24 protein-coding genes are annotated in these 24,938 nt (G+C 39.0%); 19 read left to right on the top strand and 5 right to left on the bottom strand.

All coding sequences use genetic code 11. The annotated features are described in order from the left end of the window. Positions 1-13: 13 nt before the first annotated feature. Genes FA584_RS00760 through FA584_RS00830 form a run of 15 tightly spaced genes read left to right on the top strand, consistent with a single transcriptional unit; the run spans position 14 to position 16,283 of the window. Entirely contained in the window at positions 14-403 is a 390-nt protein-coding gene (locus FA584_RS00760) for an NAD(P)H-quinone oxidoreductase subunit 3 (RefSeq protein ID WP_096047761.1), read from the top strand. Further along, positions 385-894, top strand: coding sequence for a NuoB/complex I 20 kDa subunit family protein (locus tag FA584_RS00765; RefSeq protein WP_087437461.1), 510 nt, complete (start codon positions 385-387; stop codon positions 892-894). The genes FA584_RS00760 and FA584_RS00765 overlap by 19 nt, the downstream gene beginning before the upstream one ends. Next, the gene (locus tag FA584_RS00770; protein WP_167749970.1) at positions 891-1,691 is read left to right on the top strand and encodes an NADH-quinone oxidoreductase subunit C; all 801 of its coding nucleotides are present in this window, start codon (positions 891-893) and stop codon (positions 1,689-1,691) included. The genes FA584_RS00765 and FA584_RS00770 overlap by 4 nt, the downstream gene beginning before the upstream one ends. A gap of 2 nt (positions 1,692-1,693) precedes the next feature. After that, positions 1,694-2,920, top strand: a complete 1,227-nt coding sequence (nuoD, locus tag FA584_RS00775) for an NADH dehydrogenase (quinone) subunit D (protein WP_096045548.1) — start codon at positions 1,694-1,696, stop codon at positions 2,918-2,920. An 8-nt stretch (positions 2,921-2,928) separates the two neighbouring features. Next, complete coding sequence (locus FA584_RS00780) at positions 2,929-3,168, top strand: NADH-ubiquinone oxidoreductase subunit E family protein (protein WP_096045549.1); 240 nt, start codon at positions 2,929-2,931, stop codon at positions 3,166-3,168. Beyond that, positions 3,168-4,013, top strand: a complete 846-nt coding sequence (locus FA584_RS00785; RefSeq protein WP_167749971.1) for a hypothetical protein — start codon at positions 3,168-3,170, stop codon at positions 4,011-4,013. The genes FA584_RS00780 and FA584_RS00785 overlap by 1 nt, the downstream gene beginning before the upstream one ends. Continuing rightward, positions 4,010-6,487, top strand: coding sequence for an NADH-quinone oxidoreductase subunit G (locus tag FA584_RS00790; RefSeq protein WP_167749972.1), 2,478 nt, complete (start codon positions 4,010-4,012; stop codon positions 6,485-6,487). Before FA584_RS00785 ends, FA584_RS00790 begins: the two co-directional genes overlap by 4 nt. After that, a complete protein-coding gene (gene nuoH / locus FA584_RS00795; RefSeq protein WP_167749973.1) occupies positions 6,480-7,472 on the top strand; it encodes an NADH-quinone oxidoreductase subunit NuoH in 993 nt (330 codons plus the stop codon). The genes FA584_RS00790 and nuoH overlap by 8 nt, the downstream gene beginning before the upstream one ends. A gap of 9 nt (positions 7,473-7,481) precedes the next feature. Beyond that, a complete protein-coding gene (gene nuoI, locus FA584_RS00800) occupies positions 7,482-8,096 on the top strand; it encodes an NADH-quinone oxidoreductase subunit NuoI (RefSeq protein WP_167749974.1) in 615 nt (204 codons plus the stop codon). A gap of 7 nt (positions 8,097-8,103) precedes the next feature. Further along, complete coding sequence (locus tag FA584_RS00805; protein WP_087437469.1) at positions 8,104-8,658, top strand: NADH-quinone oxidoreductase subunit J; 555 nt, start codon at positions 8,104-8,106, stop codon at positions 8,656-8,658. After that, positions 8,655-8,957 (top strand): NADH-quinone oxidoreductase subunit NuoK, encoded by a 303-nt coding sequence (nuoK, locus tag FA584_RS00810; RefSeq protein ID WP_087437470.1) that lies wholly within the window; start codon positions 8,655-8,657, stop codon positions 8,955-8,957. Before FA584_RS00805 ends, nuoK begins: the two co-directional genes overlap by 4 nt. Positions 8,958-8,959: 2 nt before the next feature. Continuing rightward, positions 8,960-10,816 (top strand): NADH-quinone oxidoreductase subunit L, encoded by a 1,857-nt coding sequence (gene nuoL, locus FA584_RS00815; RefSeq protein ID WP_167749975.1) that lies wholly within the window; start codon positions 8,960-8,962, stop codon positions 10,814-10,816. Between the two features lie 10 nt (positions 10,817-10,826). Next, positions 10,827-12,353 (top strand): NADH-quinone oxidoreductase subunit M, encoded by a 1,527-nt coding sequence (locus FA584_RS00820; RefSeq protein ID WP_167749976.1) that lies wholly within the window; start codon positions 10,827-10,829, stop codon positions 12,351-12,353. Continuing rightward, a complete protein-coding gene (nuoN, locus tag FA584_RS00825; RefSeq protein WP_167749977.1) occupies positions 12,353-13,846 on the top strand; it encodes an NADH-quinone oxidoreductase subunit NuoN in 1,494 nt (497 codons plus the stop codon). The genes FA584_RS00820 and nuoN overlap by 1 nt, the downstream gene beginning before the upstream one ends. 40 nt (positions 13,847-13,886) lie before the next feature. Further along, complete coding sequence (locus FA584_RS00830; RefSeq protein ID WP_167749978.1) at positions 13,887-16,283, top strand: DUF7494 domain-containing protein; 2,397 nt, start codon at positions 13,887-13,889, stop codon at positions 16,281-16,283. Between the two features lie 9 nt (positions 16,284-16,292). Here the strand turns inward: FA584_RS00830 and FA584_RS00835 are convergent, their stop codons facing one another. Together FA584_RS00835 and miaA are read right to left on the bottom strand one after the other, a co-directional pair. After that, positions 16,293-17,711 (bottom strand): aldehyde dehydrogenase family protein, encoded by a 1,419-nt coding sequence (locus tag FA584_RS00835; protein WP_167749979.1) that lies wholly within the window; start codon positions 17,709-17,711, stop codon positions 16,293-16,295. 17 nt (positions 17,712-17,728) lie between these two features. Beyond that, a complete protein-coding gene (gene miaA, locus FA584_RS00840) occupies positions 17,729-18,625 on the bottom strand; it encodes a tRNA (adenosine(37)-N6)-dimethylallyltransferase MiaA (RefSeq protein WP_167749980.1) in 897 nt (298 codons plus the stop codon). A gap of 131 nt (positions 18,626-18,756) precedes the next feature. Between miaA and mqnP the strand changes: the two genes are divergently transcribed. From mqnP to FA584_RS00855, 3 genes are read left to right on the top strand one after another with little or no spacing between them, the layout of a single operon-like run. After that, a complete protein-coding gene (mqnP, locus tag FA584_RS00845; protein ID WP_088437174.1) occupies positions 18,757-19,626 on the top strand; it encodes a menaquinone biosynthesis prenyltransferase MqnP in 870 nt (289 codons plus the stop codon). 1 nt (position 19,627) lies between these two features. Then, positions 19,628-20,158, top strand: coding sequence for a hypothetical protein (locus FA584_RS00850; RefSeq protein ID WP_167749981.1), 531 nt, complete (start codon positions 19,628-19,630; stop codon positions 20,156-20,158). Next, a complete protein-coding gene (locus tag FA584_RS00855; protein ID WP_167749982.1) occupies positions 20,148-20,663 on the top strand; it encodes a DUF6115 domain-containing protein in 516 nt (171 codons plus the stop codon). Before FA584_RS00850 ends, FA584_RS00855 begins: the two co-directional genes overlap by 11 nt. Before the next feature lie 49 nt (positions 20,664-20,712). On the opposite strand, the gene FA584_RS14960 is transcribed toward FA584_RS00855, so the two are convergent. Both FA584_RS14960 and FA584_RS00865 read right to left on the bottom strand, forming a co-directional pair. Continuing rightward, on the bottom strand, positions 20,713-22,161 hold the full coding sequence (locus FA584_RS14960; protein ID WP_167749983.1) for a methyl-accepting chemotaxis protein: 1,449 nt from the start codon (positions 22,159-22,161) through the stop codon (positions 20,713-20,715). After that, positions 22,127-22,639 carry a PAS domain-containing protein gene (locus tag FA584_RS00865; protein ID WP_191342068.1) on the bottom strand — a complete coding sequence of 171 codons (513 nt, stop codon included), beginning with the start codon at positions 22,637-22,639 and terminating at the stop codon, positions 22,127-22,129. Before FA584_RS00865 ends, FA584_RS14960 begins: the two co-directional genes overlap by 35 nt. Positions 22,640-22,766: 127 nt before the next feature. On the opposite strand from FA584_RS00865, the gene moaA reads away from it, so the two are divergent. Next, the gene (moaA, locus tag FA584_RS00870) at positions 22,767-23,735 is read left to right on the top strand and encodes a GTP 3',8-cyclase MoaA (RefSeq protein ID WP_167749984.1); all 969 of its coding nucleotides are present in this window, start codon (positions 22,767-22,769) and stop codon (positions 23,733-23,735) included. On the opposite strand, the gene FA584_RS00875 is transcribed toward moaA, so the two are convergent. Further along, entirely contained in the window at positions 23,717-24,871 is a 1,155-nt protein-coding gene (locus tag FA584_RS00875; RefSeq protein WP_087437481.1) for a molybdopterin molybdotransferase MoeA, read from the bottom strand. The genes moaA and FA584_RS00875 overlap by 19 nt on opposite strands. Between the last annotated feature and the right edge of the window lie 67 nt (positions 24,872-24,938).

The following is a 24,938-nucleotide window of genomic DNA, read 5'->3' on the forward strand; positions in this document are numbered from 1 at the left end:
GATGATGACCCCTTTGTCGCATATGGATTTTGCACATCCTTATTTTGGAGCTTTTTTTCTCCTAATCTTTGGTGCTGTTGTTTTTTATGGTATTACCGTGTTAGCACGCTCGATCAGTCGCAAGATGGCACGATTGGATACCGAAAAACTCAAGCTCGGCATTTATGAGTGTGGTCCTGAAGTCACCAAACAACCCAACAAAATTTCTGCACATTTTTATCTTTTTGCCGTTTTGTTCATTCTGTTTGATGTTGAAATTATTTTTATGTTTCCTTGGGCAGTAGATTTTAAAGTCCTAGGAATGTTTGGATTTACTGAAATGATTTTATTTGTCATCGTTTTAACCATTGGTTTTGTATATGCATGGAAAAAAGGAGCGCTCGAATGGCACAGCATAAGATAAATTACCTTCAAGAAGCGGGGCTTCCTGTGGCGTTGACTACAGTGGATAAGCTCGTTCAATGGGGTAGAAGTAATTCATTATGGCCACTCACTTATGGGCTTGCTTGTTGCGCGATTGAGATGATGGCAACGGGTGCGAGTCGTTACGACTTTGACCGTTTTGGAACGATTTTTAGAGCGAGCCCTAGACAAGCAGATGTGCTTGTGATTGCAGGTACACTTACTAAAAAACATGCACCGTTTATGCGTCGATTGTACGATCAAATGCCTGATCCAAAATGGGTGATTAGTATGGGAAGTTGTGCCAATACGGGTGGTATGTTTAATACCTATGCAACCGTTCAAGGAGCAGATCGCATCGTTCCTGTGGATATTTATCTCCCAGGTTGTGCTCCACGACCTGAAACCCTTCAATATGCCCTTATGCTTCTACAAAAGAAAATTCGAACGGAAAAAGCATCACGCAGATTAGAACCTAAAAGGTTGGTATGATGAGAAGTTATAGCGATAAACAAAATGTTCAAAAAAAGCCTTATTTTAGTGATCGTTACTTCGTTGCACCACAGATTCCGAAAGACGTTGTCGAAAGTGATGAAATTTTTACCAATGATTTGAGCGTACTAAAAGCAAAATTTGAAATTAAAGAAGCCTATATTCAAAGAGGGCAGTTAGTTGTTTATATTGATCCTAAAGATAATGTAGCGGTGCTCAAAACACTTCGAGACGAACTCTCCTATAACTTTTTAAGTGAACATAGCGCTATTGATTGGTTAGCAAAAAGTGGAGAATTTGAAATTTTTTACCAACTCCTTTCGACATCTAAACGTAAACGCTTACGCGTTAAATGTTTTATCAAAGAAAAAGAAGTGCTCAAAAGTGTCAGTAGCCTCTATGCGAGTGCGAATTGGGCAGAGCGTGAAATGTACGATATGTTCGGTGTCATCATCAGTGGACATCCGTATATGAAACGTCTTTTGATGCCCGATGATTGGTTTGATCATCCTCTTCGTAAAACTTATCCATTGCATGGTGATGAAGTGGCGCAGTGGTATGAGATCGATAAGATTTTTGGCAAAGAGTATCGTGATATCATAGGACCAGAAGAGCGTGATAGTGCACGTATTGATGTGAACGATACCTATCGTTTCGCGCACCTTAATCATGAAGTTCCTTTTGGGGCTGAACCAAGCCAAGAAAAAACGTTTACTGATTATCAAGAAGAGGGTGGCGTATTTATCGTGAAGAAGCTCAAAAAAGAAGATGCTAAAATCGTGAAAGAGAGATACTAATCATGCAAAAAGTCAACAGACTTAAACCCTTTTTTGAAAATGTGGTCTTTGAGCGTGAAGATAACCACATGATCGTAAACTTTGGACCACAGCATCCAAGTTCGCATGGACAGTTACGTCTGATTTTAGAACTGGATGGCGAGAAGGTTTCAAAAGCAACCCCTGATATTGGTTACTTGCATCGTGGTATGGAAAAGATGGCTGAAAATATGATCTACAATGAGTTTTTGCCAACGACGGATAGAATGGATTATATCGCTGCAAGTGCGAACAATTATGGTTTTGCGTTAGCGGTGGAGACACTCATTGGTCTTGAAGTCCCAAGACGAGCTAAAGTAATTCGTATGATGATACTAGAGCTGAACCGTATCTCTTCACACCTTTTCTGGCTTGCAACGCACGCGCTTGATGTGGGAGCAATGACCATTTTCCTTTATGCTTTTAGAGAAAGAGAATATACCCTCGATTTGATTGAAGATTATTGCGGTGCACGTTTGACGCACTCTTCAGTAAGAATTGGTGGTGTGCCTCTTGATCTTCCACAAGGCTGGATTGCAGGGCTCAACAAATTTATTAACCATTTACCCCTTGATATTGGTGATTATGAAGGGTTGTTAGATCAAAACCGTATTTGGAAAATGCGTTTGGAAGACGTGGGTGTCGTGACACCTGAACAAGCGCAAAGCTGGGGTTGTTCAGGTCCGATGCTTCGAGGCTCTGGTATCGCATGGGATATTCGTAAAGAAGAGCCTTATGAACTTTATAATGAAGTGGAATTTGATGTGCCAGTAAGTACAACCTGCGATAGTTACGGTAGGTATAAACTGCATATGGAAGAGATGCGCCAAAGTATTCGCATCCTTAAACAGCTTATCCCGATGTATGAGCAAACTTCTCCTGAGATCATTGCCCATGCTCCAAGTTATGTTTCTGCCCCTAAAGAGCAGATTATGACGCAAAATTATTCGTTGATGCAGCATTTTGTGTTAGTAACACAAGGTATGCGCCCACCTGTGGGTGAAGTGTATGTGGCTACTGAATCACCTAAAGGAGAGCTTGGTTTTTATATCAATTCCCAAGGCGATCCATACCCGTACCGATTGAAACTGAGAACACCAAGTTTCTTCCACACTGCATTTTTACAAGAGTTGTTAGTGGGTGAATATCTTGCCGACGTTGTTGCGATCATTGGTAACGCAAACATCGTTTTTGGCGAAATTGACAGATAGGAGAGAGAATGCAACGTTATGATTTACGCCATTTGGGCGATGATTTTTACGGACGTATGCTTGAGATCATTGATGAGACTTCCTTGGGTGAGGTTTCTATCTTTATGTTTGAAATCGGTGATTTCTCTCCTATTCAAAAAAGCGCGGATGTGATTAAAGAGGCAGGCTGGACACTGATGAACTCTTTGAAGTTTAATGAAGCCGACTGGACGATTGTTGTTAAAAAAGTAAAAAGTGAAGTAGCGTAATGGCAACGAAGCAATTTATAAAGGGCTTAAATCAATCCAATAATGAGCAATTTGCATTTACATGTAAAGGATTTGATCTTATTATCTGTGTGGGAACACTGCCTTCCCGCTATGATGCAACACTTTTTGAAAACTTACGTGCTAGTGATGCTCACATGGTCTATCTTTTTACGATGGAAGACCCAACCTTGGTTGCAAAAAGTGCTTTCTTTAGCCGTTATGAAGTAGGTTCAGAAGAGGGTGTATTTGCACTTTTAGCAAAAAGTTTTCTTTTACATGTAAAGATTCCAGAGCATATCAAAAACTATTTTGAAGAGCTTGATGAAGGGTATATCAGCGCTGAGAGTAATCTTGGTGAAGAAGAAATCGAAGAGATTGAAGCGTTGTATCAAGAGGCGAGTCATGTGTTGTTCGTGTTAGGAGAGGATCTTGTATGTCATCCAAGAGCTTCTGCTATAGCGCACCTTGCAGGATTAATCGCAAAGTATGGCAAAGCAAAGTTATTGGTTGTAGGTAGCACACCTGAAATGATCGTAACATCTAAGAGTGAAACTGCATTAGATGAGGTTGCAGAGTTAAAAAGCTTTGATGGGGTTGTTGTCTATCAATGCCCTATAACAAAAGCGGATGAAGAGCAACTTCTCATAGGTTCCGCCCAGTTTCAAATGGCAGCCAAAGTACAAAATAGCGATAAAATCAGTGTGACTATCAACCAAGAGGTCTATCCTCGCACCTTTGTACGCGACGATAGTTTAAAAGGCGTGATCGCTTTAATGCCCTGTGCGAAAGCGGATTCGAGCTATCCCTACCATGTAGTAAAAATAGTGAAGGCAGAAGTGCAATGAGCGATGTTTTAATAACCATAGATGGAAAACAGTGTACAGCCCAAGAGGGTGAATACGTTTTAGGTGTTGCGCGCAGAAATGATATTTTTATTCCCGCGCTCTGTTATGTGACCAACTGTTCGCCCACGTTAGCATGTCGTTTGTGTTTGGTGGACATTGATGGTAAGCGGGCGTACAGCTGTAACGCACGTGTCAAAGAGGGCATGACCGTCATCACCAAAACAGAGGAAATCGAAAAAGAGCGTCGTGCGATTATGGAGATCTACGACATTAACCACCCCTTAGAGTGTGGTGTGTGCGACCAAAGCGGTGAATGTGAGCTTCAGAACTACACCTTGCATATGGGTGTAGATAGCCAACATCACTGCATCGCTGACACACATCGCCCAACGAAACAATGGGGTAAAATCCATTACGACGCATCGTTGTGTATCGTCTGTGAGCGTTGTGTCACGGTCTGTAAAGATATGATCGGTGAATCTGCCCTTAAAACCGTTCCTCGTGGTGGAGCAGAGCTTGATAAATCATGGAAAGATAAAACTGAAAAAGACGCTTATGCGATGTGGAATAAACTCCAAAAATCCATCATCGGCGTTGCCAGCGGAGCTGAAACTTTAGACTGTACACAGTGTGGTGAGTGTACGGCGGTGTGTCCAGTGGGCGCACTCGTGGGCTCAGACTTCCAATACACTTCCAATGCGTGGGAGCTTAAAAAAATTCCAGCATCTAATCCACACAGTTCAGATTGCTCGCTTCTTTATTACGATGTAAAGCATACTAGCATTGAAAATTCTGAGCCAAAAATTTACCGTGTCAATAGTGACCACAACTACGCACCGCTTCATGCCGCCGCACGCTATGGCTTTGACTTCCAAAATGAGGTTACATGTAAAGATGAAAAAGCTTTTTCCAAAGTAGTGGAACTGCTTCAAACCAAAGTCGACACGATCGTTTTTGACAGTTACATGACCAATGAAGAAGCAATGATTTTGCAAAAACTCAAAGAGAAATTTGGCTTTAAGTTAGTCAATGAAGATGCCAAAGCGTATCAAAACTTCCTCAAAAATTTTGCAAGCACGGCGGGGTCAAGCCTTTACAGTGGCGATTTGAAAAGTATTTCTGAAAGTAATTTTGTGGTCAGTATAGGATCTGCGATTAAAACAGACAGCCCTAATGCGGGTTATGCGATGAACAATGCGATTGGCATGAATAAAGGGGCTGGACTTTATTTCCACCCTGTGGCTGACCCAATCGTTGCTGGATACTCTAAAAATCTACTCAGTGTCACCCATAAAATTGGTGCGGAAGAAGCCATTGCTTACCTCTTACTCGATCTTTTTGGCGACAAAGAGGCGATGCCAAAAAGTGTTGTGGAGTATTTGAACTCTTTCCACAGGGTCGAGAAAAAGACCATTCAAGAGAGCGTCAAAGAAGAGATCAAAGAGATGGTCAAAGACGAAGCGAGTGGTGAGGAAAAAGAGGTTGTTAAAACCATCACCAAAATGGTAGATACGGAGATTGAAGTCGATACCAATGCTTTGGTGGAGCTCATCGGCGCGGAAGCGGATTTGATAGAGAAAATTACCAAGCTTCTGGATAAAAAAGATAACTTTAGTTTGATTGCAGGTGAAGATCTCTTTAATCATCCAAGAGCAGAAAATATCGCTAAACTGCTAGGCTTGATCGAGCGATTTACTGCATTTAAATTGGTTATTATCCCATCACGTACCAATACACTCGGTGTTTCACTCATTTGTGATTTAGATGAAACAAAAGGCAACTTTAGCCTTGGCTATAACGTTAGAGGTGACTTTACACTAAGCGCTCTAGGCAAGGGTGATTTGGATATGCCTGCTCTTAATCAACAAGAGGGAACATTTACATCAATGAATAAACGCGTGGTCCCAACCAATGCGGCATTGCCATTTAAAGGGTATTGTCTCAATGACATTGCTAATGCATTGGGGTTAGAAGCAGAGTGGACGATTGATTATACCCCTTATTTACCGACTGAAAAGGGATTTCTTGCCGAAAAATTTGACACGTTACCCAACCGTTTTGAAAACGATGGTACTGAAAATCGTGGCTATGCACTGACCTCTCAAACTTTTACATGTAAAGATAATATTGAGCCAATAGCCAGCTTTACATGTAAAGAGGGTGACGTGGTTTACAGGGCCAACCCCGTGCATCAATTTAGTGCTTTTACCAACAAAGCACATCAGTTAAACGAAGCGGGAGCACTGTATGTTTCGACCGCTTTTTTAGAGGCCAAAGGGCTTCATGATGGCTCTGTGGTTACGTTAGAAAATGATGTAGGTGCAAAATTGGTCATTGCTGTGAAAGAAGAGAAGATGATTGATGGACTGATTGCCTATCTTCCAACATTTGATACCAAAATTGATACCGCGCCGTTCTTTAAAGAGGGTTACCGCTTTGCTCACGTCGTGATAAAAGGAGTTGAACATGCTTGAAGCAGCCATTGTGGTTGAAACCATTGTCAAAGCCGTAATCGTTGTGTCCATTGTGGCAGCTATGGCTGGATTTGCAACGTTTATTGAACGAAAAGTGCTCGCTTTTATGCAACGACGTCTTGGACCTATGAATGTGGGGCCGTATGGTTTGTTACAACTGGCGGCCGATGGTATTAAGCTCTTCACCAAAGAGGATATTATCCCTCAAAATGCAGTGAAACCGATCTTTATGATTGCACCTGTCATTGCAGCAGTCACGGCATTCGTAGCAATGGCTGCGGTGCCTTATTTTCCTGAATTTACACTTTTTGGTTATGTGATTCATCCTATTATTTCGGACATTAACGTAGCGCTTCTGTATGTTATGGGTGTGGCATCGGTGGGAATTTATGGACCGCTCCTTGCTGGTATGAGTAGTGCCAACAAATGGTCACTTTTGGGTGCAGCGCGCGCCGTGGTTCAGATGCTTTCATTTGAAGTCGTGAGTGGTTTGTCGGTACTTGCTCCAATTATGCTCATTGGTTCACTCTCTTTAATTGATATCAACGACTATCAAGTTGGAGGCATGAGTCATTGGCTGATTTGGAAACAACCTTTAGCCTTTATTCTTTTTGCGATGGCAGGATTCATGGAAACGAATCGTGCGCCCTTTGATACAATCGAATTTGAAGCCGAAGTCGTTGCGGGCTACGCAACGGAGTATTCAGGCATGCGTTGGGGTCTCTTTTTCATTGGTGAATATGCCAATATGATCACTATTTCAGTGCTTGTCAGTATTATCTTCATGGGTGGCTACAATCCAATTTGGTTTATCCCTGGTTCTATCGTAATGTTAGTGAAAGTTTCTCTGTGGATTTTCCTTTTCTTGTGGGTAAGAGCAGCATGGCCACATATTAGACCTGATCAATTGATGTGGGTCTGTTGGAAAGTGTTGATGCCTTTAGCCGTAGTCAATATCTTGATTACGGGCTTTGTGCTGATTTAGGAGGCGAGGATGGAACTAAAAGATTTTACACAACGAAATTGTGCCCCTGGATACATCTTTTTTGAAGGTGAAGAAAAGCCAGAAAACGGTTGGCAAGCTTTTAAAAAAGTGGTAAAACGAAGCCTAAAAGGTGAACTTTTTGTGGGGCTATGGATTGTTTTAAGGGAGATGATTCGTTTTGATATTCACACGATTCAGTATCCTGCCCAAAAATATGAAATGAGTCCACGGTACAGAGCTATTCATCGCTTACTTCGTTTATTTGAAAGTGGCAGTGAACGCTGTATCGGGTGTGGATTGTGCGAAAAAATTTGTATCTCGAATTGTATTCGCATGGACACACATATCGATGAGAAAAGCCGTAAAGTTGTGAGTGAATACAGCATTAACTTTGGGCGTTGTATCTTTTGTGGATATTGTGCTGAAGTGTGTCCTGAGCTTGCGATTGTACACGGGGTAGAGTATGAAAACGCAAGTGAACAGCGTGCTCATTTTGGCCTTAAAGAGGATATGTTAACGCCGCTTGATACTTTTAAAGCCAAACAACAAAAAGAATTTCCAGGATTTGGTGCATTAAGTGATAATGCCGATGACAATGTAAAACAAACACCATTAGCGTATTGAGGTAGCCATGTATGAAATTATAGCGTTTTATGTTTTTGCCACACTCACCATCGGTATGTTTGGCATTGTGGTGATGAGCTCTAACGCACTCTATGCCATGAGTGCCTTAGCCGGTGGAATGATTTTTATCTCGGGTTTCTTTTTTATTTTAGATGCCGAGTTTTTAGGAGTGGTTCAAATCGTCGTTTATTCGGGTGCGATTATGGCTCTGTATGCGTTTGGTATGATGTTTTTTGATACAACACGTGATGTTAGTGAAAAAATGCGTTCAAAAAAAATTGCCTATACGCTTTCTGTAATCAGTGCAATTTTAGTTGTAACGATTTTGTGTGCACCGTTAGCATCTGAAGAGATTGAAGCCATGTATCCATCCATTGACACTGTTGGCAATGTACAAATGATCGGTGTGGTTCTCTTTACCAAATATTTAGTACCCTTTGAGTTAGCGGCTATTATGCTTTTGGTAGCAATGATTGCGGGTATTGTTCTTGCAAGTAAGCGTATGGATGAATACTTAGCTATGGAAGAGAATGAAATCGAATATCCAAAGGAGACTAAATGATCACCTTAACACATTACCTTGTATTAGCAGGTATTTTATTTTCCATTGGACTTGTCGGTGTGATGCGACGGACCAACCTTTTAATGCTTTTTTTCTCAACGGAGATTTTATTGAATGCCATTAATGTTGGCTTTGTAGCAGTTTCAAAATACTATGGAGATCTTACCGGACAAATGTTCGCTTTTTTTATTATTGCGGTTGCCGCAAGTGAAGTAGCAGTTGGTCTTGGACTTCTGATCTTATGGTACAAGCGCAACGGCTCAGTTGATCTTAATAACCTTCAGACGATGAAAGGCTAAGTATGGAAAACTATCTTTACACCGCACTTTTTGCTCCGTTAGTAAGCTCATTGTTTGTGGCTCTGTTTGCGGCACGCCCAAAGATGCTCATGACGGGAATTATTGCTTCTTTACTTATTGCTACATCAATGGTTGCATCTTTTATTTTGTTGATTAATGTGAATACCTATGGCCCTTTACATGTAACGATGATGGACTGGATTGCAGCTGGTAATCTAGAGGTTCCTTTTGGCTTTGTTGTGGACGAAGTTTCCGTGATTATGATGGTGACGGTAACCTTGGTTTCGACCATTGTTCATGTTTATTCAATTGGCTATATGGATCATGACAAGAGTTTTAACCGTTTTTTCTCTTACCTGTCAGCTTTTGTTTTTTCAATGATGATTTTGGTTATGAGTGATAACTTCGTAGGTCTTTTTATCGGCTGGGAAGGTGTGGGTCTCTGTTCATGGTTACTCATTGGTTTTTGGTACGAAAGGCACTCAGCTTCTTGGGCAGCCAATGAAGCCTTTATTATGAACCGCATTGCCGATCTAGGAATGCTGATGGGTCTCTTCCTTATTTATTGGACCGTTGGATCATTTCAATACGATGATGTTTTTGCAAGTGTCAAAACGATGGATCCGGTACTTCTTGCAACGATTGGATTATTTTTATTCATCGGTGCAATGGGTAAATCAGCGCAGTTTCCACTCCATACATGGCTTGCCGATGCGATGGAAGGTCCAACGCCAGTTTCTGCTTTGATTCATGCGGCAACGATGGTAACAGCAGGTGTTTATTTGGTTATTCGCTGTGGTGAAATGTATACATTGATTCCAGATGTTGGCTTTGCCATCGCATCTTTAGGCGCTTTTGTAGCCGTTTTTGCCGCATCCATGGCACTTGTCAATAATGATCTTAAACGTATCATCGCCTACTCAACCCTTTCACAGCTAGGGTACATGTTTGTAGCAGCAGGATTGGGTGCTTATTGGATTGCACTGTTTCATTTAATGACACACGCTTTCTTTAAATCGCTGCTCTTTTTAGGTGCAGGTAACGTTATGCACGCGATGCACGATGAATTGAACATCAAAAAGATGGGTGGTTTGTATGGTTCCATGAAAGCAACGGCTATCTTAATGAGTGTAGCTTCTGTAGCATTGGCAGGAATTTACCCATTTGCAGGATTTTTTTCCAAAGATAAAATTTTAGAAGTTGCCTTCAATGAAGGTGCATATTTTTTATGGTTTGCACTCTTTATAGGAGCGGGATTGACCGCCTTTTACAGTTTTCGTTTAGTAATGCTCGTTTTCTTCGGAGAGAAAGAGTATGTGAAATACGGTTTACATCCACATGATGCACAACCCTTTGTTATTTATGCGATGCTTCCATTAGGACTTTTAGCGGTTGTTGCAGGCTTTTTAGAGCATACCTTTGAAGGTTTTGTAACTCGCCTTTTAGCACAGTATGAAATTCACATTGCACACGGGACGGAAGCACTGCTAATTGCTGGAACATTAGGCATTGCCCTTAGCGGTATTGCCTTTGCTGTTTTTATGTACAAACGTGGAGGTTTTCCAAAGTCATGGGAAGGGAGTATAGGTTATAAGTTACTCAGTAATCAATACTACATACCTAAACTATATGAACTTTACATTATGCGTCCTTTTACTTCTATTGCACGATTTGCATGGTTGAAAATAGATACAAAGATTGTGGATTTTACAGTGGATTTAATTGCTAAAATAGTGTATTCAACAGGGCAAAATGCCAGGAAAATGCAAAGCGGAAATCTTTCTGATATGCTCAGATGGATGGTTGTAGGTATGGTTGTTTTACTTGCTCTTGCACTTTTTTATAGACCAATGGTGTAGGGAGTAGGGCATGGAACATATTTTATCGCTTCTTGTATTTTTTCCAGCGATGGCAGGACTCTTAGGCTTTTTGGTCACAAAAGAGAGTATTAGGGCGTATGGCATCAGTGTTAGCGCCATTGAATTTTTTCTTTCCATCGTTTTATGGATTGGCTTTGATAGTTCAAACGCAGGCTATCAGTTTGTGGAGTATTATCCTTTTGTACCAAGTTTTGGTATGAGTTATTATCTCGGAGTGGATGGTATTTCGCTTTTCTTGATTATTTTATCAACGTTTATTACGATGATTGCATTTATAGCGCTGAGTATTAAAAATGAGATTAAGAATTTAATTATCTCCGTTCTTTTCTTAGAGATGACGATGGTGGGTGTTTTCGTGATCTTAGATGTTATTTGGTTTTATGCCTTTTGGGAGCTCTCTTTGGTACCAATGCTTTATATTATTGGTGCATGGGGAAGTGTGAACCGCGTGTATGCCGCTATCAAGTTTTTTCTTTATACGTTTGCAGGTTCTGTTTTAATGCTGGTAGGCATATTGTATATGGGCTTTTTATACCATGAGGCGACAGGCATTTGGAGTTTTGCACTTCCTGATTGGTATTTATTGCAAGTCCCCTTTGAAACACAATTATGGCTCTTTGGAGCATTTTTCTTAGCCTTTGCGATTAAAGTACCTATGTTCCCCTTTCATACATGGTTACCCTATGCACATGGACAAGCCCCAACCATTGGTTCGATCATCTTAGCCGCGGTACTTTTAAAAATGGGAAGTTATGGTTTTGTGCGTTTTTCACTTCCGCTTTTTCCAGATGCTTCAGCCTATTTCTTAATACCAGTTGCAACTATTTGTATCATTATGGTCATTTATGCTGCGATGATTGCATATGCACAAGAAGATATGAAACAAGTTATTGCATATAGTTCCATCTCTCATATGGGAATTGTTATATTAGGAACATTTGCAATGAATGCGGAAGGTATCACTGGCTCAATTTTTTTAATGCTCAGTCATGGTATTGTGAGTGGTGCACTGTTTATGTTAGTGGGTGTTATTTACGATCGTCGCCATACAAAAATGATGCGTGATTTTGGTGGACTTGCTTCAGTGATGCCAAATTTTGCAACGATTTACGGCATTATGTTGATGGCTTCAGTAGGACTTCCTTTGACGATTGGCTTTGTTGGAGAATTTTTATCATTGGCAGGATTTTACCGCATCAATTGGCTGATGACACTTTTTGCAGGAACGGGAATTATCTTAGGGGCTGTCTATATGATGGTTCTTTATAGAAAATCATTTTTTGGTCCAGTTGTTCATGAAGAAAATAAAACACTGAATGATTTAAATAGTAAAGAACTTACTGCATTGATTCCTTTAGTAGCGCTTGTGGCAATTTTAGGTGTTTATCCAAAACCAGTCTTAAGTGTCATCGATATGAGTGTTCAAAAAATGCTTGTTTTAATGGAACAAAAGGCGGTAGAGCAAACGACAAAAGATCTTATCATTAAAGCCAATACTATAGGAGGAACACACTAATGTTAGAGCCTATTTCGATTGATATGGCAAGCCTCAATCTTCCGGCACTTCTTCCTATGGCAATTTTAACGATAGGAGCTCTTGCCGTTATTTGTATTGATTTGGCAGTCAAAGGGTTAAACCGTAGTTTTTTAACAATGTTTACAATTCTTTTCATCATATTAGATTGTGGTGCCGTTCTTGGTTATAATGGACCAGCGCGTGGCTTTTTTGATGTAATGCTTGTCGATGGTATCTCCATTATTGCACAAGTGATTATTCTTGTTGCATCAGCTTTTTTCTTACCTCTTTCGCTTAGCCATCGACATTTTAAAGAATTTAGAATGGCAGAGTTTTATGCTCTCTTCATGTTTATGATTGTAGGTTTCCAATTTATGGTGGTAAGTGATAACCTTATATTGATTTTTATCGGTCTTGAAACTTCAAGCCTTGCTCTTTACACTTTGATAGCAATGCACAATCGTGCAAAAGCATTTGAGGCAGCTATTAAATATTTCACCATGGGAGCATTAGCCGCAAGTTTTTACGGTATTTCAGCGCTTATCTTTTATGCCTTAACTGGCAGTGTTGAGATTAATCAAATTGAAAAAATTTTAATGCAAAGAGAGTTTGAACCACTTATTGGTGTCCTTGCAGCAACCGTGTTTATGTTAGGGGCTCTTGGATTTAAACTTTCCCTTGTGCCGTCTCATACATGGACACCCGATGTTTATGAAGGGAGTTCAGCTCCACTCGCAGGATATATGTCTGTTGTACCAAAAATTGCAGGTTTTGTTGTTGCTATACGTTTGTTTGAAATGCTGGTAAGCTCAGGCGTTGTTTGGTTAGAGAACATTTTATATATCACAGTTGTTTTAACAATGACACTTGCAAACTTGACAGCACTGGTACAAGATGATGTCAAAAGAATGCTAGCATTTAGCTCTATTTCACATGCTGGATTTATGATGGCAGCGATTTTAATTGGTACGACTCAAGCCAATACAGCGCTATTCTTGTACTGGATTTTGTTTATGTTTACCAACTTGGGTGCATTTACAATGCTTTGGATTGTCAGACACCCAAAAAACCTTTGGGATGAGCGTTATCAACATCCGTATGCGAAGTTCTCAGGTTTGGTTAAAATCATGCCTACAACAGCAACGATAATGGGTATTTTTATGTTTGCCCTTGCGGGTATGCCTCCATTTTCTGTCTTTTGGGGTAAGCTTTATCTTATTAGTGCAGCCATTAACAGTGAGTATATTTCATTAGCCATTATTATTGTCCTTAATAGTGCTATTGCCATTTATTATTATATGAAGTTAGTCATCTATATGTTTTTAAAAGATCCAGATCCTGTTAGAGCTGATGCCGCACTTTATGCAACGAATGCCTCAACACCTCTTAAAGTTATTGTAGGTGTTGCCGCTATTATCACAATGTTTGCTATTGTATTTGTAGAACCTTTATTAATAATTATTACCAAATACGTTACTGCCAGCGGTTTTTAAATAAGGGGTGAAAATCCCCTTATTTTGCTATAATATAGGCATGAAATACATACTCATCTTCCTTTTAGCATCAGTACAACTTCTCGCACTGGATATTGTTTTAAACAGTGGTAAAGAGAACAAATCAAATTATGCTATTTTACATGTAATCGATGCAAAGCCCTTTCTCTGCCAAACTATACCGGATGCTCTTGATAAAAAACACTATATTTGTAAAATCAGCCGACCTATTAATAAACCCATAGAATCAAAAAAAATGAAGCTTGCGGAACTTGATTTTTACGAGAAAGATGGTGACTTTTATATTACGATAGATCCTAAAGTTGATTCAAAATTAGTGCCTGTGGAAGAGAGCTTATACGATACCAGTGAAATTTTAAGTAAACCTACAGAAACATTATATTCCCACTGGACAATTTTATTGCAAGAAAAACCTTTATATCAAGAAAAAGAGGTTTTAGATGGACTGGATTTCCCTGTAGAATTTCCTAAATATCAAAAACCTTATATAGGGGCACTTGATCTTAATGGTGCACCTATTTCTTATGCGCAAAGTAAAGATATTCAACTTTATTTAGATATTAAGCAATCGTATGAGAGCGGTGATTATGACAGTGTTGTTAAAGATGTGAAACGTGTTTTAACACTATTTCCTAACTCCATTTTTCGCAGTGAATTAGAACTTTATCAGATGCGCTCTATGGACAAGGTCTTAAGTGCAAAGGGCGAAGATAAAACTGATACTTTATCCTTTAATGAAAATGACATTATTAATGTCGCGAAAAGGTGGAGTAAAGAGTTTGCTAGCGATGAAAATATTCCTGAAGTTTTAATGTTGATGACAAAAGCCTATTTGAAAACGAATTCGAAATCAGATGCAAATTATGCGCTTGATATTTTAGTAGGAGAACATTCCGATAGTCCTTTCACCAAACGTGCAATTTTACTGTATGCTGATAATCTTTTCCTTAAAAAAGAGAAAGATAAAGCGATGAAACTTTACTTAGATGTTCTCTTCAGCGCACAAGATTTAGACATTGCTTCAGAAGCAGCGATTCGTTTGAGTGACCACCAAATGGATGCGGGCAAAATGAAAGAAGCCAAAGAGTATTTGCTTAAAGTGCTCAATGTGAATGCCCAATATTTACTCAAAGATAAAGAGGCAAGTTATAAATTAGCACGAAGGCTTTTTGAACATCACCTTTATGATTTAGCGGCTAAGATTACAGATTTGTTGTTAGAAAATACCCCTAAAAAAGCTGATAATCGAGAGTTGCTTCTTAAAGAGAGTGGGGATTGGCATGCCAAAGCCAATGAAGTAGAAGTGGCTCATGCACGCTATCAAGAGTATTTGGCAGATTATAAGAATAGTGGTGAGTATGTTCAAGAGGTAACAGAGAGTTTGGATGAACTCTTTTTTAAACTGAATGAAAATAATGAAACAAAACTGGCTAATTATTATGATAAATTAATTGAGACGTATAACAATGAAATTGGGCAAAAAGCATTGTTAGAAAAAGCAAAATTACTGCTCAAACAAAAACGTTATGAAGAGGTATTAAAGTTACAAAAAGATCTTGAGAAGCTACCCGATCGTTATGAAATTAAACCTGAAGAGTTGATTTATGAAGCGGCAAAATCTCTTGCGTTGCAAGAGCTCCTCAAAGATGAGTGTCAAAATACAGTTGGACTTATAGAAGAGTATAAACTTCAAATCAATGAACCGCAATATGAAGAGAAATTGTTTCAATGTTTTATGCGTGTTTCACGTTATGATCGAGCCAAAGAGATTTCAGATACACATCTTAAAGATGCACAACTAATCAGTCGTTACGCATGGTCACAAAAACAGGTTCAAGTGCTTTTTAAAATGGGAAAATATCAAGATGCTCTTGCCTTCAAAGAAGATCTGAAAACACTTTCCTTTACATTGCGAGAAAAAATTGGGTTGGAGACAATTCGTGACCTCTTCTTCTCGTTGACAAAACTTAAAAATCTAGAAGGTGCAGCTTCACTTGCTGAGAGTATTAAAATTCTCTATCCTGATGAATCAAGCAATTTGGATATTTATTATGAAATTGTCAAAATGGCCAATGATGCTAAAAATGATCTTCTTCTTGTGACATATGCACAAACGAGTATTGAAATGCAAAAGAAGTTTAAATCCAATGCTCTTAGCCCAGAATTGGAGTTTATGTACATAGATGCACTCAAACGATTGGGACGCGACCAAGAAGCACTCACGCTTGCGGAAGGACTCTTGCCTCAGTCTTTAGCCCCTAAGGATAAAATACGACTCTTCTATCAAGCGGGAGAGTTAAGTTTAAAATTACAAGATTCGAACAAAGCCAAATCTTACTTTACACAATGTGTCTCTATTAACGATAACAGCTCATGGAAGAGCATTTGCCAACAAAATCTTGATCTCATACCGTAAGAGAAGGTATTAAAAAAGGATTGATTTTATCTCGCAGAATGCATCCATGGAGTATTTTCCCCCCATTCTTCCAAGTCCTGATTGTTTCATACCACCGAAGGGAGGGGTTTTTGCTTTGGATGTAGCGGTATTGATCAAAACTCTTCCCGTTCGTATATGATTAGCAAATGCAAGTGCTTTGGTCTCATCGTTAGAGAAAACATACGCGGAAAGTCCAAAAATAGTATTATTGGCTATCTGGAGAGCTTCTTGCTCATTTTCATAAGGCAGAACACATAAGACAGGACCAAATATCTCTTCTTGAACGATTTTCAATGTCTCGTCGGTGCAGATAAAAACAGTTGGTTTGACAAAATACCCTTTCTGAAATCCTTCCGCTCTTCCAAGACCACCACACAGAAGTTTTGCACCATCTTCAATACCACTCTTGATGTAAGATTGCACGGTATTAAACTGTGTTTGATTGATCATAGGACCAATTTGTGTTTCTTCCTGTTTTGGGTCTCCAATTTTGAGCTTATGGATATTTTGAAGAAGTAAATTTTCCACTTCTTGAAGTTTTGATTTTGGAACTAACAGCCTACTTCCTGCATGGCAAGCTTGACCGCTATTGCTATAGGCACTGCTTAAAACCTGGGGGATAACTTCTTGTAAATTAGCATCTTCTAGGAGAATGGTTGGAGATTTTCCGCCTAGTTCAAGGGTCATTCGTTTAATAGTTTTAGAGCAGTTTTCAAAGATTTTTTTTCCTGTTTTCGTACTGCCAATAAATGAAATGGCATTCACAAGTGGATGTTTCGTTAAAACTTCACCTACAATCTCACCAGTTCCTTGGATAACATTAACAACGCCATTTGGAATTTTAGCCTTATGTAAACACTCTAAAAACGCTTGTGTCTCTAGGGCATTAAATTCACTGGGTTTAATCACTAGTGTACAGCCAAGCGCAATGGCAGGAGCGATATTGCTACACAAGTGAGCGAGATTTGCATTCCAAGGAATAATAACACCAATAACCCCCACTCCTTCTTTGAGTGTCAAAGAGTAGGCATCTTTTTTGATAAAGTCATAATTTTTAAGTTCTTCTTTGATGACTAAAAAGAGATTGATCGCATTTTTAGTCCGTCTGCGTGTCGTTGTTATGGTTGCACCAAATTCTAAAACAGCTAGGTCAATCAATGTTTCTTCGTGCTTGATGAGTTCATCATGGATACGTTGTAAAATTTCCATTCGCTCATCAATCGATGTTTGTGAAAATGATTCAAATGTTTTGGATGCACATTCAATGGCTTGGTTCATTTCAGAGGGAGTACTTAAGTAAATTTGAGCAATTTCTTGCTCTGTCGTAGGATTTTTGAGTGTTAAGCTCTCATTTGAATCAATGTTGACAAATTCACCATTAATATAGTTGTGATTGATTATTTCCATTTATTTTACCTGTATAATTATGATTTAAAATACGTTTCAATAGTGTTAAAAAGATGCTTGATATCACCTTGGATATGGGGTGGAAATTGAGAAGCATTAAAGGTGCGCTGGCGTTTGGCTAGATGCAATGTATTAAAGGTGATACGCTCTTCAAGCCCTGAAATTTTGAATCTACCATCAAAATAATCCAGTACCTCTTTAATCCCAATAGCTTTCATACATTGAGGTGCCCTTGTATAACGTTTTTCTAAGCTAAAGACTTCATCAATGAGTCCTGCTTTAATCATCAGCGCTGTTCGTAAGGCAATTTTTTGAGCTAAAATCTCTTTGGGTGTTTCTATCTCAAATAAGGTAATGTCTTTAATAATGGGCTCTTGTTTAGCATTTAAAAGATACCAGGAAGGTATTTCGTTTGTGGTTAAAAATATCTCCAGCCACTTTTCAATGCGGTAGCGATCATTGGAAGAAATTTTATTCGCATAAGCTTGGTCATGCTCGAGTATCAAAGCATACGAAGCTTCTAAATTCAACAGCTGTTGATCGATTTTTTCTTTTACATGTAACGATATTTGAGGTTTCGAACTGAGCCCATCCATCATAGCTTTGAGATAAAACCCTGTACCACCTACGATAATAAGGTTTTTTCCCTCTCGCAAAGAAGCTTCATGTGCCTCTTTGTAAAGATCAAAAAACATGGTTACATCAAAATGCTCACTAGGAGATAGGACATCCATGCCATAATGATGAACTCCTTGGCGTTCATCAAGGCTTGGTTTAGCAGAAGCAATATCAATTTCTTGGTAAATACTCAGAGAATCAAGCGATAAAATATGTGCGTTATATTTCAGAGCAAATTCTATGGAAAGAGCAGTTTTCCCTGAAGCTGTTGGTCCTAAAATAGCGATGGTTTTCAATGAGTTTCTCTTACATGTAGTCTTGGCACAACTGGTACTTTTACGCTTTTTAGCGATGCTGTGCGTGCAATTATAACACTTTTAAAGGGTTTTGTTGTAAAATCAAGCTATCTTAAATGTAAAGGTTAGTATTGCAACAACTCTGGCTCAAACTCAAAGATATTAGTGATTTAATCGTCTTTAAACACTCCGTTTTTGCACTCCCATTTATTTTTGTGGCGATGATCGTCTCTTCCAAGGCACAGAGTGGTACTCTATGGTTTGGATTTAAACTTTTAATTTTAGGGCTTTTAGCCGCTGTCAGTGCACGTAATTTTGCGATGGCTTTTAACCGTTATGCCGATCGTGATATTGATAAATACAACCCAAGAACGGCGAGTCGCCCAAGTGTTGATGGCAGAATCGGTAGCCTTAATATGCAACTTTTTATTGCACTCAATGCTGCAATTTTTATTGCGGTAGCGTACCTGATCAATAATCTGGCTTTCTATCTTAGTGTGCCTATTTTAATTATTTTGGGTGGTTATTCGCTCTTTAAACGCTTTTCGCCTTATGCGCATTTGGTGTTAGGTCTTTCGTTAGGGTTAGCCCCTATTGCAGGTGTGGTAGCAATTCAAGAATCTATCCCTTTATGGTCCATTTTGCTCTCTATTGGCGTAATGTATTGGGTAGCAGGGTTTGACCTTCTCTATTCGCTTCAAGATATGGAGTATGATACAGCCAATGGACTTTTCTCTATTCCTTCACGTTTTGGTAAAGAGGCGACCTTTTTTATCTCACGTCTTTTTCATGGACAAACGATTCTCTTTTGGTTCTTATTTGCACTCAGTGCCAATCTTGGTTTTTTTGCGTATCTCGGTGTTTTGATCGCTGCGATTGTACTCTTTTTTGAGCATCGTATTGTGCTGAAAGATTTTTCAAAAATTGATCGTGCGTTTTTTACGCTGAATGGTTATTTGGGCATCATCTTTTTTGCATTTGTCTTTTTAGATAGGATTTAAGATGGAAGACATTCGCTTTGTACCTGCATTTTTAAAAATAGTGTACGAGCCAGGTAACGTCGAAAATACAGCGTTTATGCAAGAGTATTACACTCTTTTACAGCTGAATGATGACCCTTTGGGTCTTTGGCTTAAATCCTCTAAAGTTCGTAAGGAATCGGAACAAAGTGATCAAGTTTTGCTCACACTTTTGGTTGAGTTGCATCGTAAAATTGATAAATTAACCCACTTAATTACCAGTGACACACCTTTGCATCTACCGCTTGCCTTAGAAGGCAATTTGAAGGCAATTGGACATGGATACATTGAATTTGATAGTAATGTATTAAAACCGGATGAAAGTTATTATGCAAGAATTGATATGCCGACGTTTCCGAAACGGCAAATGCCTCTTTTTTTTGAAGCGTTAAATGAAAGTATTGGGAAGATTGTAATGATGCATGAAGATGATGAAAAGGATTGGAGCACTTATATGGTGGCATGCGAGCGTGTGATGATACGCCAGATGAAAGGAAATCAAAATGAGTATTGAAACATTGGCTTTTATTGCATTAGCGGCTCTTGTCGTGATCATTTTTTTAATGGTGTATATTCGCGATGTTGAGGTCAATAAAAAGTTGCTCATTTATGAAAAAAGCATTGAAGAATTGAACTACCAAAATCATGTCCTCAATAAAACATTAGGTGAATTAACTTCTGCTGCAAAAGAGCCTGCTGTAGATATGAAAGCACTTGAAAGTAAGATATTGGGACGTGTAAAAGAAGAGATTCAGCAAAGTGTTTTTCCTCTGGTTGGATCGCTTAAGGATGTTGAAAAAATTATGCAAAATTTTCGGGATGAACAAAGTTCTCGTATTGATCGTTTGGAGAGTCGAACGAAAGAGATGAGCTTTGCTTCTTCTTCACCTTCAAGTTCCAATGAAAAAGTGATCGTTTCGCAATATGCAAAAGGTAGAAGTGAAGCAGAGATTGCTAAAGATTTGCGTATTGGTATTGGCGAAGTGGATTTAGTCTTAAAATTGGCTAATTTGAAATAGTGTTCTTGCAAAATTCAAACGGCTTTACATGTAAAGCCGTTTGAGTGACTTATTTTCTCGTAGAACGACACTCTGAAGCGGATTCTTGAATCATTTGATCTAGTAATCCAAAGAGCGTTGTACTGGCATTTTCCATCTTTTTAAAATTATTGATAAAGAATGCAATAGTATCGGCATTGTAACCATTTTGAAGGTGTTGTATATTTTCAGCAACGCATTCATGCACAGTTTTATGTGGTTCAGCAAGTAAGGTATACGCTTTGGTACTATGAAAACGCTCTTTTGTTATATCTTCTTGATACCATTTCCCCAGTCTACAATTTTCATGATTCGCAAAATTGGCATCTGTTTTTTCATTCAATACAGCAGAGTACGCATTGGTTTTATAAACGATGTGATCGATTTTGGCAAGAATAGTAAAGATTTTATTTTCAAGTTTATAAGAGATATCCGCAGTATCATTTGCATCTTTGTTGAAGGCACGAAGCGCATCTTCAAAATGAATAACATTTTCACCGCTACTGTTGGCAATCGTGCTAATACGATCAGAATTGGAGTGAATACCATTTGTTTCTTGTTGTAAGGTTTGAATGGTCATGGCAATCTCTTGTGTTGCTTTTTGGGTACGTTCTGCTAATTTGCGTACTTCATCGGCAACAACGGCAAATCCACGTCCATGTTCACCCGCGCGCGCAGCTTCAATAGCTGCATTAAGTGCTAAAAGATTGGTTTGGTCGGCAATGTCTTTAATAAGGTTGACTACAGAAGATATTTCTGAAGTGCGTTCACTGAGCGACGTAATAGCTTCATTGGTACTGGTGAGAAGCTCTAAAAGCTCCTGAATCCCTGATGAGAGTGCTGAAACTGTATCTAAGCTATCATTTGATTTTTCAGCTGTCATATTTGAAACTTTGGTAATTTGCGTCATCTCTTTTATGCTATTAGAAAGGTCTTGCTGAATGCGTAAAACACCGTTATTTCCATTTCCAAGGTCTGAAAATGCTGAAGAGAGAACACCTCTTGCTTTACCTTTTTGCCCTTCTATAATGCCTTTAACACCTTCTGAAATGTAGTGTGCATTGATGGCAAAAAGGCCACGGAAGCCTTCATTAAAGATATTGCGATAAGTTTTACCTTGACTGGCAGATTCGATGGCTGTTTTAGTTTCTCTCATCAAGGCTTCCATCTGATCAAGAAGGTCATTAATTTCTAAAGCAATTTTGCCCATGGGTTTATTGGGATCGACATTAACAACACGAGGTTCTAAATTACCATGAGCTGCCTCACGAATGACTTTCAAAGTTTTTTCATAGAGTTCAGTATCACATTCCATTCTCTTTCGACTTCCAAAAAAAGAACCTGCCGCAACACCAAATAGAAGTGATGATGTGACAATACCTTCTGTAGCATTCGCATAATAAGTTCCTATTCCAATACCAAGAAGTAGAGCAAAAAGAACCAGTTTATAATCGTTGCAACGTGTTAGAAAATTCTTCATAACTGACTCCTTTTTGATTTAATAGATCGGTGAGATAGGCAGAAGAAGCTTCCATGCTACCTGTCTTTTCAAGCTCTAATAATTTGGCATACAGCGGTTCAATAACTTGAAGTGCTTTAGGATTGGCTTTTCGTCTTACCGAGTAATAGCCAATAATACTTCCTGATTGATCGATTGAGGCCGTTATGTTTGCATAGACCCAATAATGCCCCCCGTCAAAGCTTAGATTTTTGACATAGGCAAAAATTTCTTCTTTATTTTTGACTTTATCCCATAAAAGTTTGAAAATAATACGAGGCATATCGGGATGGCGGATGATATTATGCGGTTTACCAAGAATATCTTGTTCACTCGCGCCCACAATTTTGATGAAAGGTTCATTGCAGTAAGTAATTTTGCCATGGGTATCTGTTTTAGAAACCAAAAACGCATCAGCACTTACACTGTGTTCCTTGTTATTGGGGATAGGCTTTTGCATACCTAAACTCCTTTGAGAGGTTTCTTAAGATAATGTAAGATAATTTTATCCCAATACTTTTTAAAAATAGCTTCAAAGTGACATTTTGTGTATAATGCTTTTTTGACTTAATAGGAAGAGGGGAAAAATGCTGATAGATGGATTTGGAAGGAATGTGACGTACCTTAGGATTTCAGTCACGGAACGATGTAATTTTAGATGTCAGTATTGTATGCCTGAAAAGCCTTTTTCATGGGTACCCAAAGAGAACTTACTCAATTTTGAAGAGCTGTTTTTATTTGTCAAAGTTGCTATTGATGAGGGAATAACAAAAATTCGTATTACCGGAGGCGAGCCTCTTTTGCGGACGGATTTGGACAAATTTATCGCGATGATCAATCACCATAAAAGCGGACTCGATCTAGCCCTCACCACAAATGGTTTTTTACTCAAAGATGCTGCACAAAAACTTAAAAATGCGGGACTTCAGCGTGTTAACATCTCGCTTGATAGCCTTAAAGCAGATGTCGCTGCAAAAATGGCACAAAAAGATGTCTTAGCTAAAGTGCAAGCGGGGATTGAAGAGGCACTTAAAGTTGGGCTCAAAGTCAAAATCAATATGGTTCCCATTCAAGGAATCAATGCAGGTGAAGTTTTAGATGTTCTTGAGTACGCTAAAGAGCGTGGAATGTCGATTCGTTTTATTGAATACATGGAAAACACCCACGCGAAAGAGCAACTCAAAGGTTTAAGTGGCGATGAAGTACAAGCAATCATTGCCCAAAAATATCACTTTAAAGCGATCGGACGCGTAGGGCCTAGCCCTGCGCACCTATTTGAGTTGGATGATGGCTATGTCTTTGGTATTATTGATCCGCATAAGCATGATTTCTGTGAAGATTGTAACCGTATTCGCCTTACCGCAGAGGGTATGTTGATTCCTTGTCTCTATTTTGATGAGGCGATGAGCATTAAAGATGCGGTTCATAAGGGTGATGTTGCGGGAGCTGCCGAGATTTTAAAAGAGGTATTACGTAATAAGCCTGAAAAAAATAAGTGGAGCGACGATGATCAAAATGAGACATCAACGCGCGCTTTTTACGAAACAGGTGGATGAGTAAAATAGAAGAAGGGAATCTCTCTTCCCTCTTCAATGCTCTCTTGATCTTCCATAAGGGTATAACCATTGCATTGGCTTAGGATATTGAGCCTTCCTGCCTCATAATAAGGGGCACATACAAAGTTTCTCCCATCGCTGTATCCTGGTATGGCACTCATACAATTATCTTTACATGTAACACGTTTTTGATTGATGCAAGTAATAAAATCAGGAATAATGCACAGTTGATGTTGCAATTGTCTCAGGAGTGGAACTCCTAGCATCTCAAAACCGAGCATACATCCAAGGGGCAGACCAGGAAGATGTAAAATAGGTTTGTTCTCAAGTAAAGAGAGTGCACTAGGTTTGGCTGGAGCAATGCGTACATGATGGAAAAGCGGTGTTAGTGTCTTTGTCTCCAATAAATAACGCATTGCATCATGCCGGCTCATCGCTCCAGTCGTAATCACACAGTCTGATTTTTGAACGAGTGCCTTTAATCTTTCTAAAATTTTTGTTTCATTTTCCTCACAAATTTCAATTTCATCCACTTTCCCACCCAGTTCAATAATCCTTGCTGCTAAACTCATCGCATTTGAGTTGTGAATTTCACCCGAGGCGAGTTGATTGCCTATGCTTAAGATGCTAACAGTCGTTTTTTGGAATGTTTTGATTTGAGTGATACCTTGTGAAGAGAGAGCTGTAATTTTTTGGGCACTAACACGTTCACATTTTTTAAGTAATAATTCACCTTTGGCGATGTCTTCACCCTCTTTTTTGATGTGCTGTGTTTGCGTTACATGTAAAGGAATTTTGATGCAATTTTCTTGCTCCAACACGACATCTTCTTCCGCAATAATGGTATCAGCTCCTTCAGGAATTCTCTCGCCTGTGGATAAACTCACTCCATAACCCAAAGGAATAGGGTTTGGATAGGGAGGTGAGAGTAGGGTATAAACTGTTTTATCCACAGAAAAAGCGATACCATAACCCTCTTTAAGACTCATTGGATATTTGGGAAGTGCAAATTTAGCATAAACATCGGCACTTGCAATACGATTAATTGCCTTAAGAAGAGGCAATGTTTTGTTTACATGTAAAGGTTTGATGTGCGTCTGAATAATCTTTAGCGCTTCTTGATAAGAAATAGGCATTTATGAACCTTGTGATTTATGGGGAATATTATACTAAGAATGATAGAATTTTAGATTATTTTTGTGA

It is taken from the genome of Sulfurospirillum diekertiae, assembly GCF_011769985.2.
Lineage (GTDB): Bacteria > Campylobacterota > Campylobacteria > Campylobacterales > Sulfurospirillaceae > Sulfurospirillum > Sulfurospirillum diekertiae.

What these genes read in the sequence shown, in the direction of transcription:
- FA584_RS00765 (WP_087437461.1), top strand. Translation starts at nt 385, where the DNA reads ATGGCACAGCATAAGATAAATTACCTTCAAGAAGCGGGGCTTCCTGTG.
- FA584_RS00770 (WP_167749970.1), top strand. Translation starts at nt 891, where the DNA reads ATGATGAGAAGTTATAGCGATAAACAAAATGTTCAAAAAAAGCCTTAT.
- nuoD (WP_096045548.1), top strand. Translation starts at nt 1,694, where the DNA reads ATGCAAAAAGTCAACAGACTTAAACCCTTTTTTGAAAATGTGGTCTTT.
- FA584_RS00780 (WP_096045549.1), top strand. Translation starts at nt 2,929, where the DNA reads ATGCAACGTTATGATTTACGCCATTTGGGCGATGATTTTTACGGACGT.
- FA584_RS00785 (WP_167749971.1), top strand. Translation starts at nt 3,168, where the DNA reads ATGGCAACGAAGCAATTTATAAAGGGCTTAAATCAATCCAATAATGAG.
- FA584_RS00790 (WP_167749972.1), top strand. Translation starts at nt 4,010, where the DNA reads ATGAGCGATGTTTTAATAACCATAGATGGAAAACAGTGTACAGCCCAA.
- nuoH (WP_167749973.1), top strand. Translation starts at nt 6,480, where the DNA reads ATGCTTGAAGCAGCCATTGTGGTTGAAACCATTGTCAAAGCCGTAATC.
- nuoI (WP_167749974.1), top strand. Translation starts at nt 7,482, where the DNA reads ATGGAACTAAAAGATTTTACACAACGAAATTGTGCCCCTGGATACATC.
- FA584_RS00805 (WP_087437469.1), top strand. Translation starts at nt 8,104, where the DNA reads ATGTATGAAATTATAGCGTTTTATGTTTTTGCCACACTCACCATCGGT.
- nuoK (WP_087437470.1), top strand. Translation starts at nt 8,655, where the DNA reads ATGATCACCTTAACACATTACCTTGTATTAGCAGGTATTTTATTTTCC.
- nuoL (WP_167749975.1), top strand. Translation starts at nt 8,960, where the DNA reads ATGGAAAACTATCTTTACACCGCACTTTTTGCTCCGTTAGTAAGCTCA.
- FA584_RS00820 (WP_167749976.1), top strand. Translation starts at nt 10,827, where the DNA reads ATGGAACATATTTTATCGCTTCTTGTATTTTTTCCAGCGATGGCAGGA.
- nuoN (WP_167749977.1), top strand. Translation starts at nt 12,353, where the DNA reads ATGTTAGAGCCTATTTCGATTGATATGGCAAGCCTCAATCTTCCGGCA.
- FA584_RS00830 (WP_167749978.1), top strand. Translation starts at nt 13,887, where the DNA reads ATGAAATACATACTCATCTTCCTTTTAGCATCAGTACAACTTCTCGCA.
- FA584_RS00835 (WP_167749979.1), bottom strand. Translation starts at nt 17,711, where the DNA reads ATGGAAATAATCAATCACAACTATATTAATGGTGAATTTGTCAACATT.
- FA584_RS00850 (WP_167749981.1), top strand. Translation starts at nt 19,628, where the DNA reads ATGGAAGACATTCGCTTTGTACCTGCATTTTTAAAAATAGTGTACGAG.
- FA584_RS00855 (WP_167749982.1), top strand. Translation starts at nt 20,148, where the DNA reads ATGAGTATTGAAACATTGGCTTTTATTGCATTAGCGGCTCTTGTCGTG.
- FA584_RS14960 (WP_167749983.1), bottom strand. Translation starts at nt 22,161, where the DNA reads ATGAAGAATTTTCTAACACGTTGCAACGATTATAAACTGGTTCTTTTT.
- FA584_RS00865 (WP_191342068.1), bottom strand. Translation starts at nt 22,639, where the DNA reads ATGCAAAAGCCTATCCCCAATAACAAGGAACACAGTGTAAGTGCTGAT.
- moaA (WP_167749984.1), top strand. Translation starts at nt 22,767, where the DNA reads ATGCTGATAGATGGATTTGGAAGGAATGTGACGTACCTTAGGATTTCA.
- FA584_RS00875 (WP_087437481.1), bottom strand. Translation starts at nt 24,871, where the DNA reads ATGCCTATTTCTTATCAAGAAGCGCTAAAGATTATTCAGACGCACATC.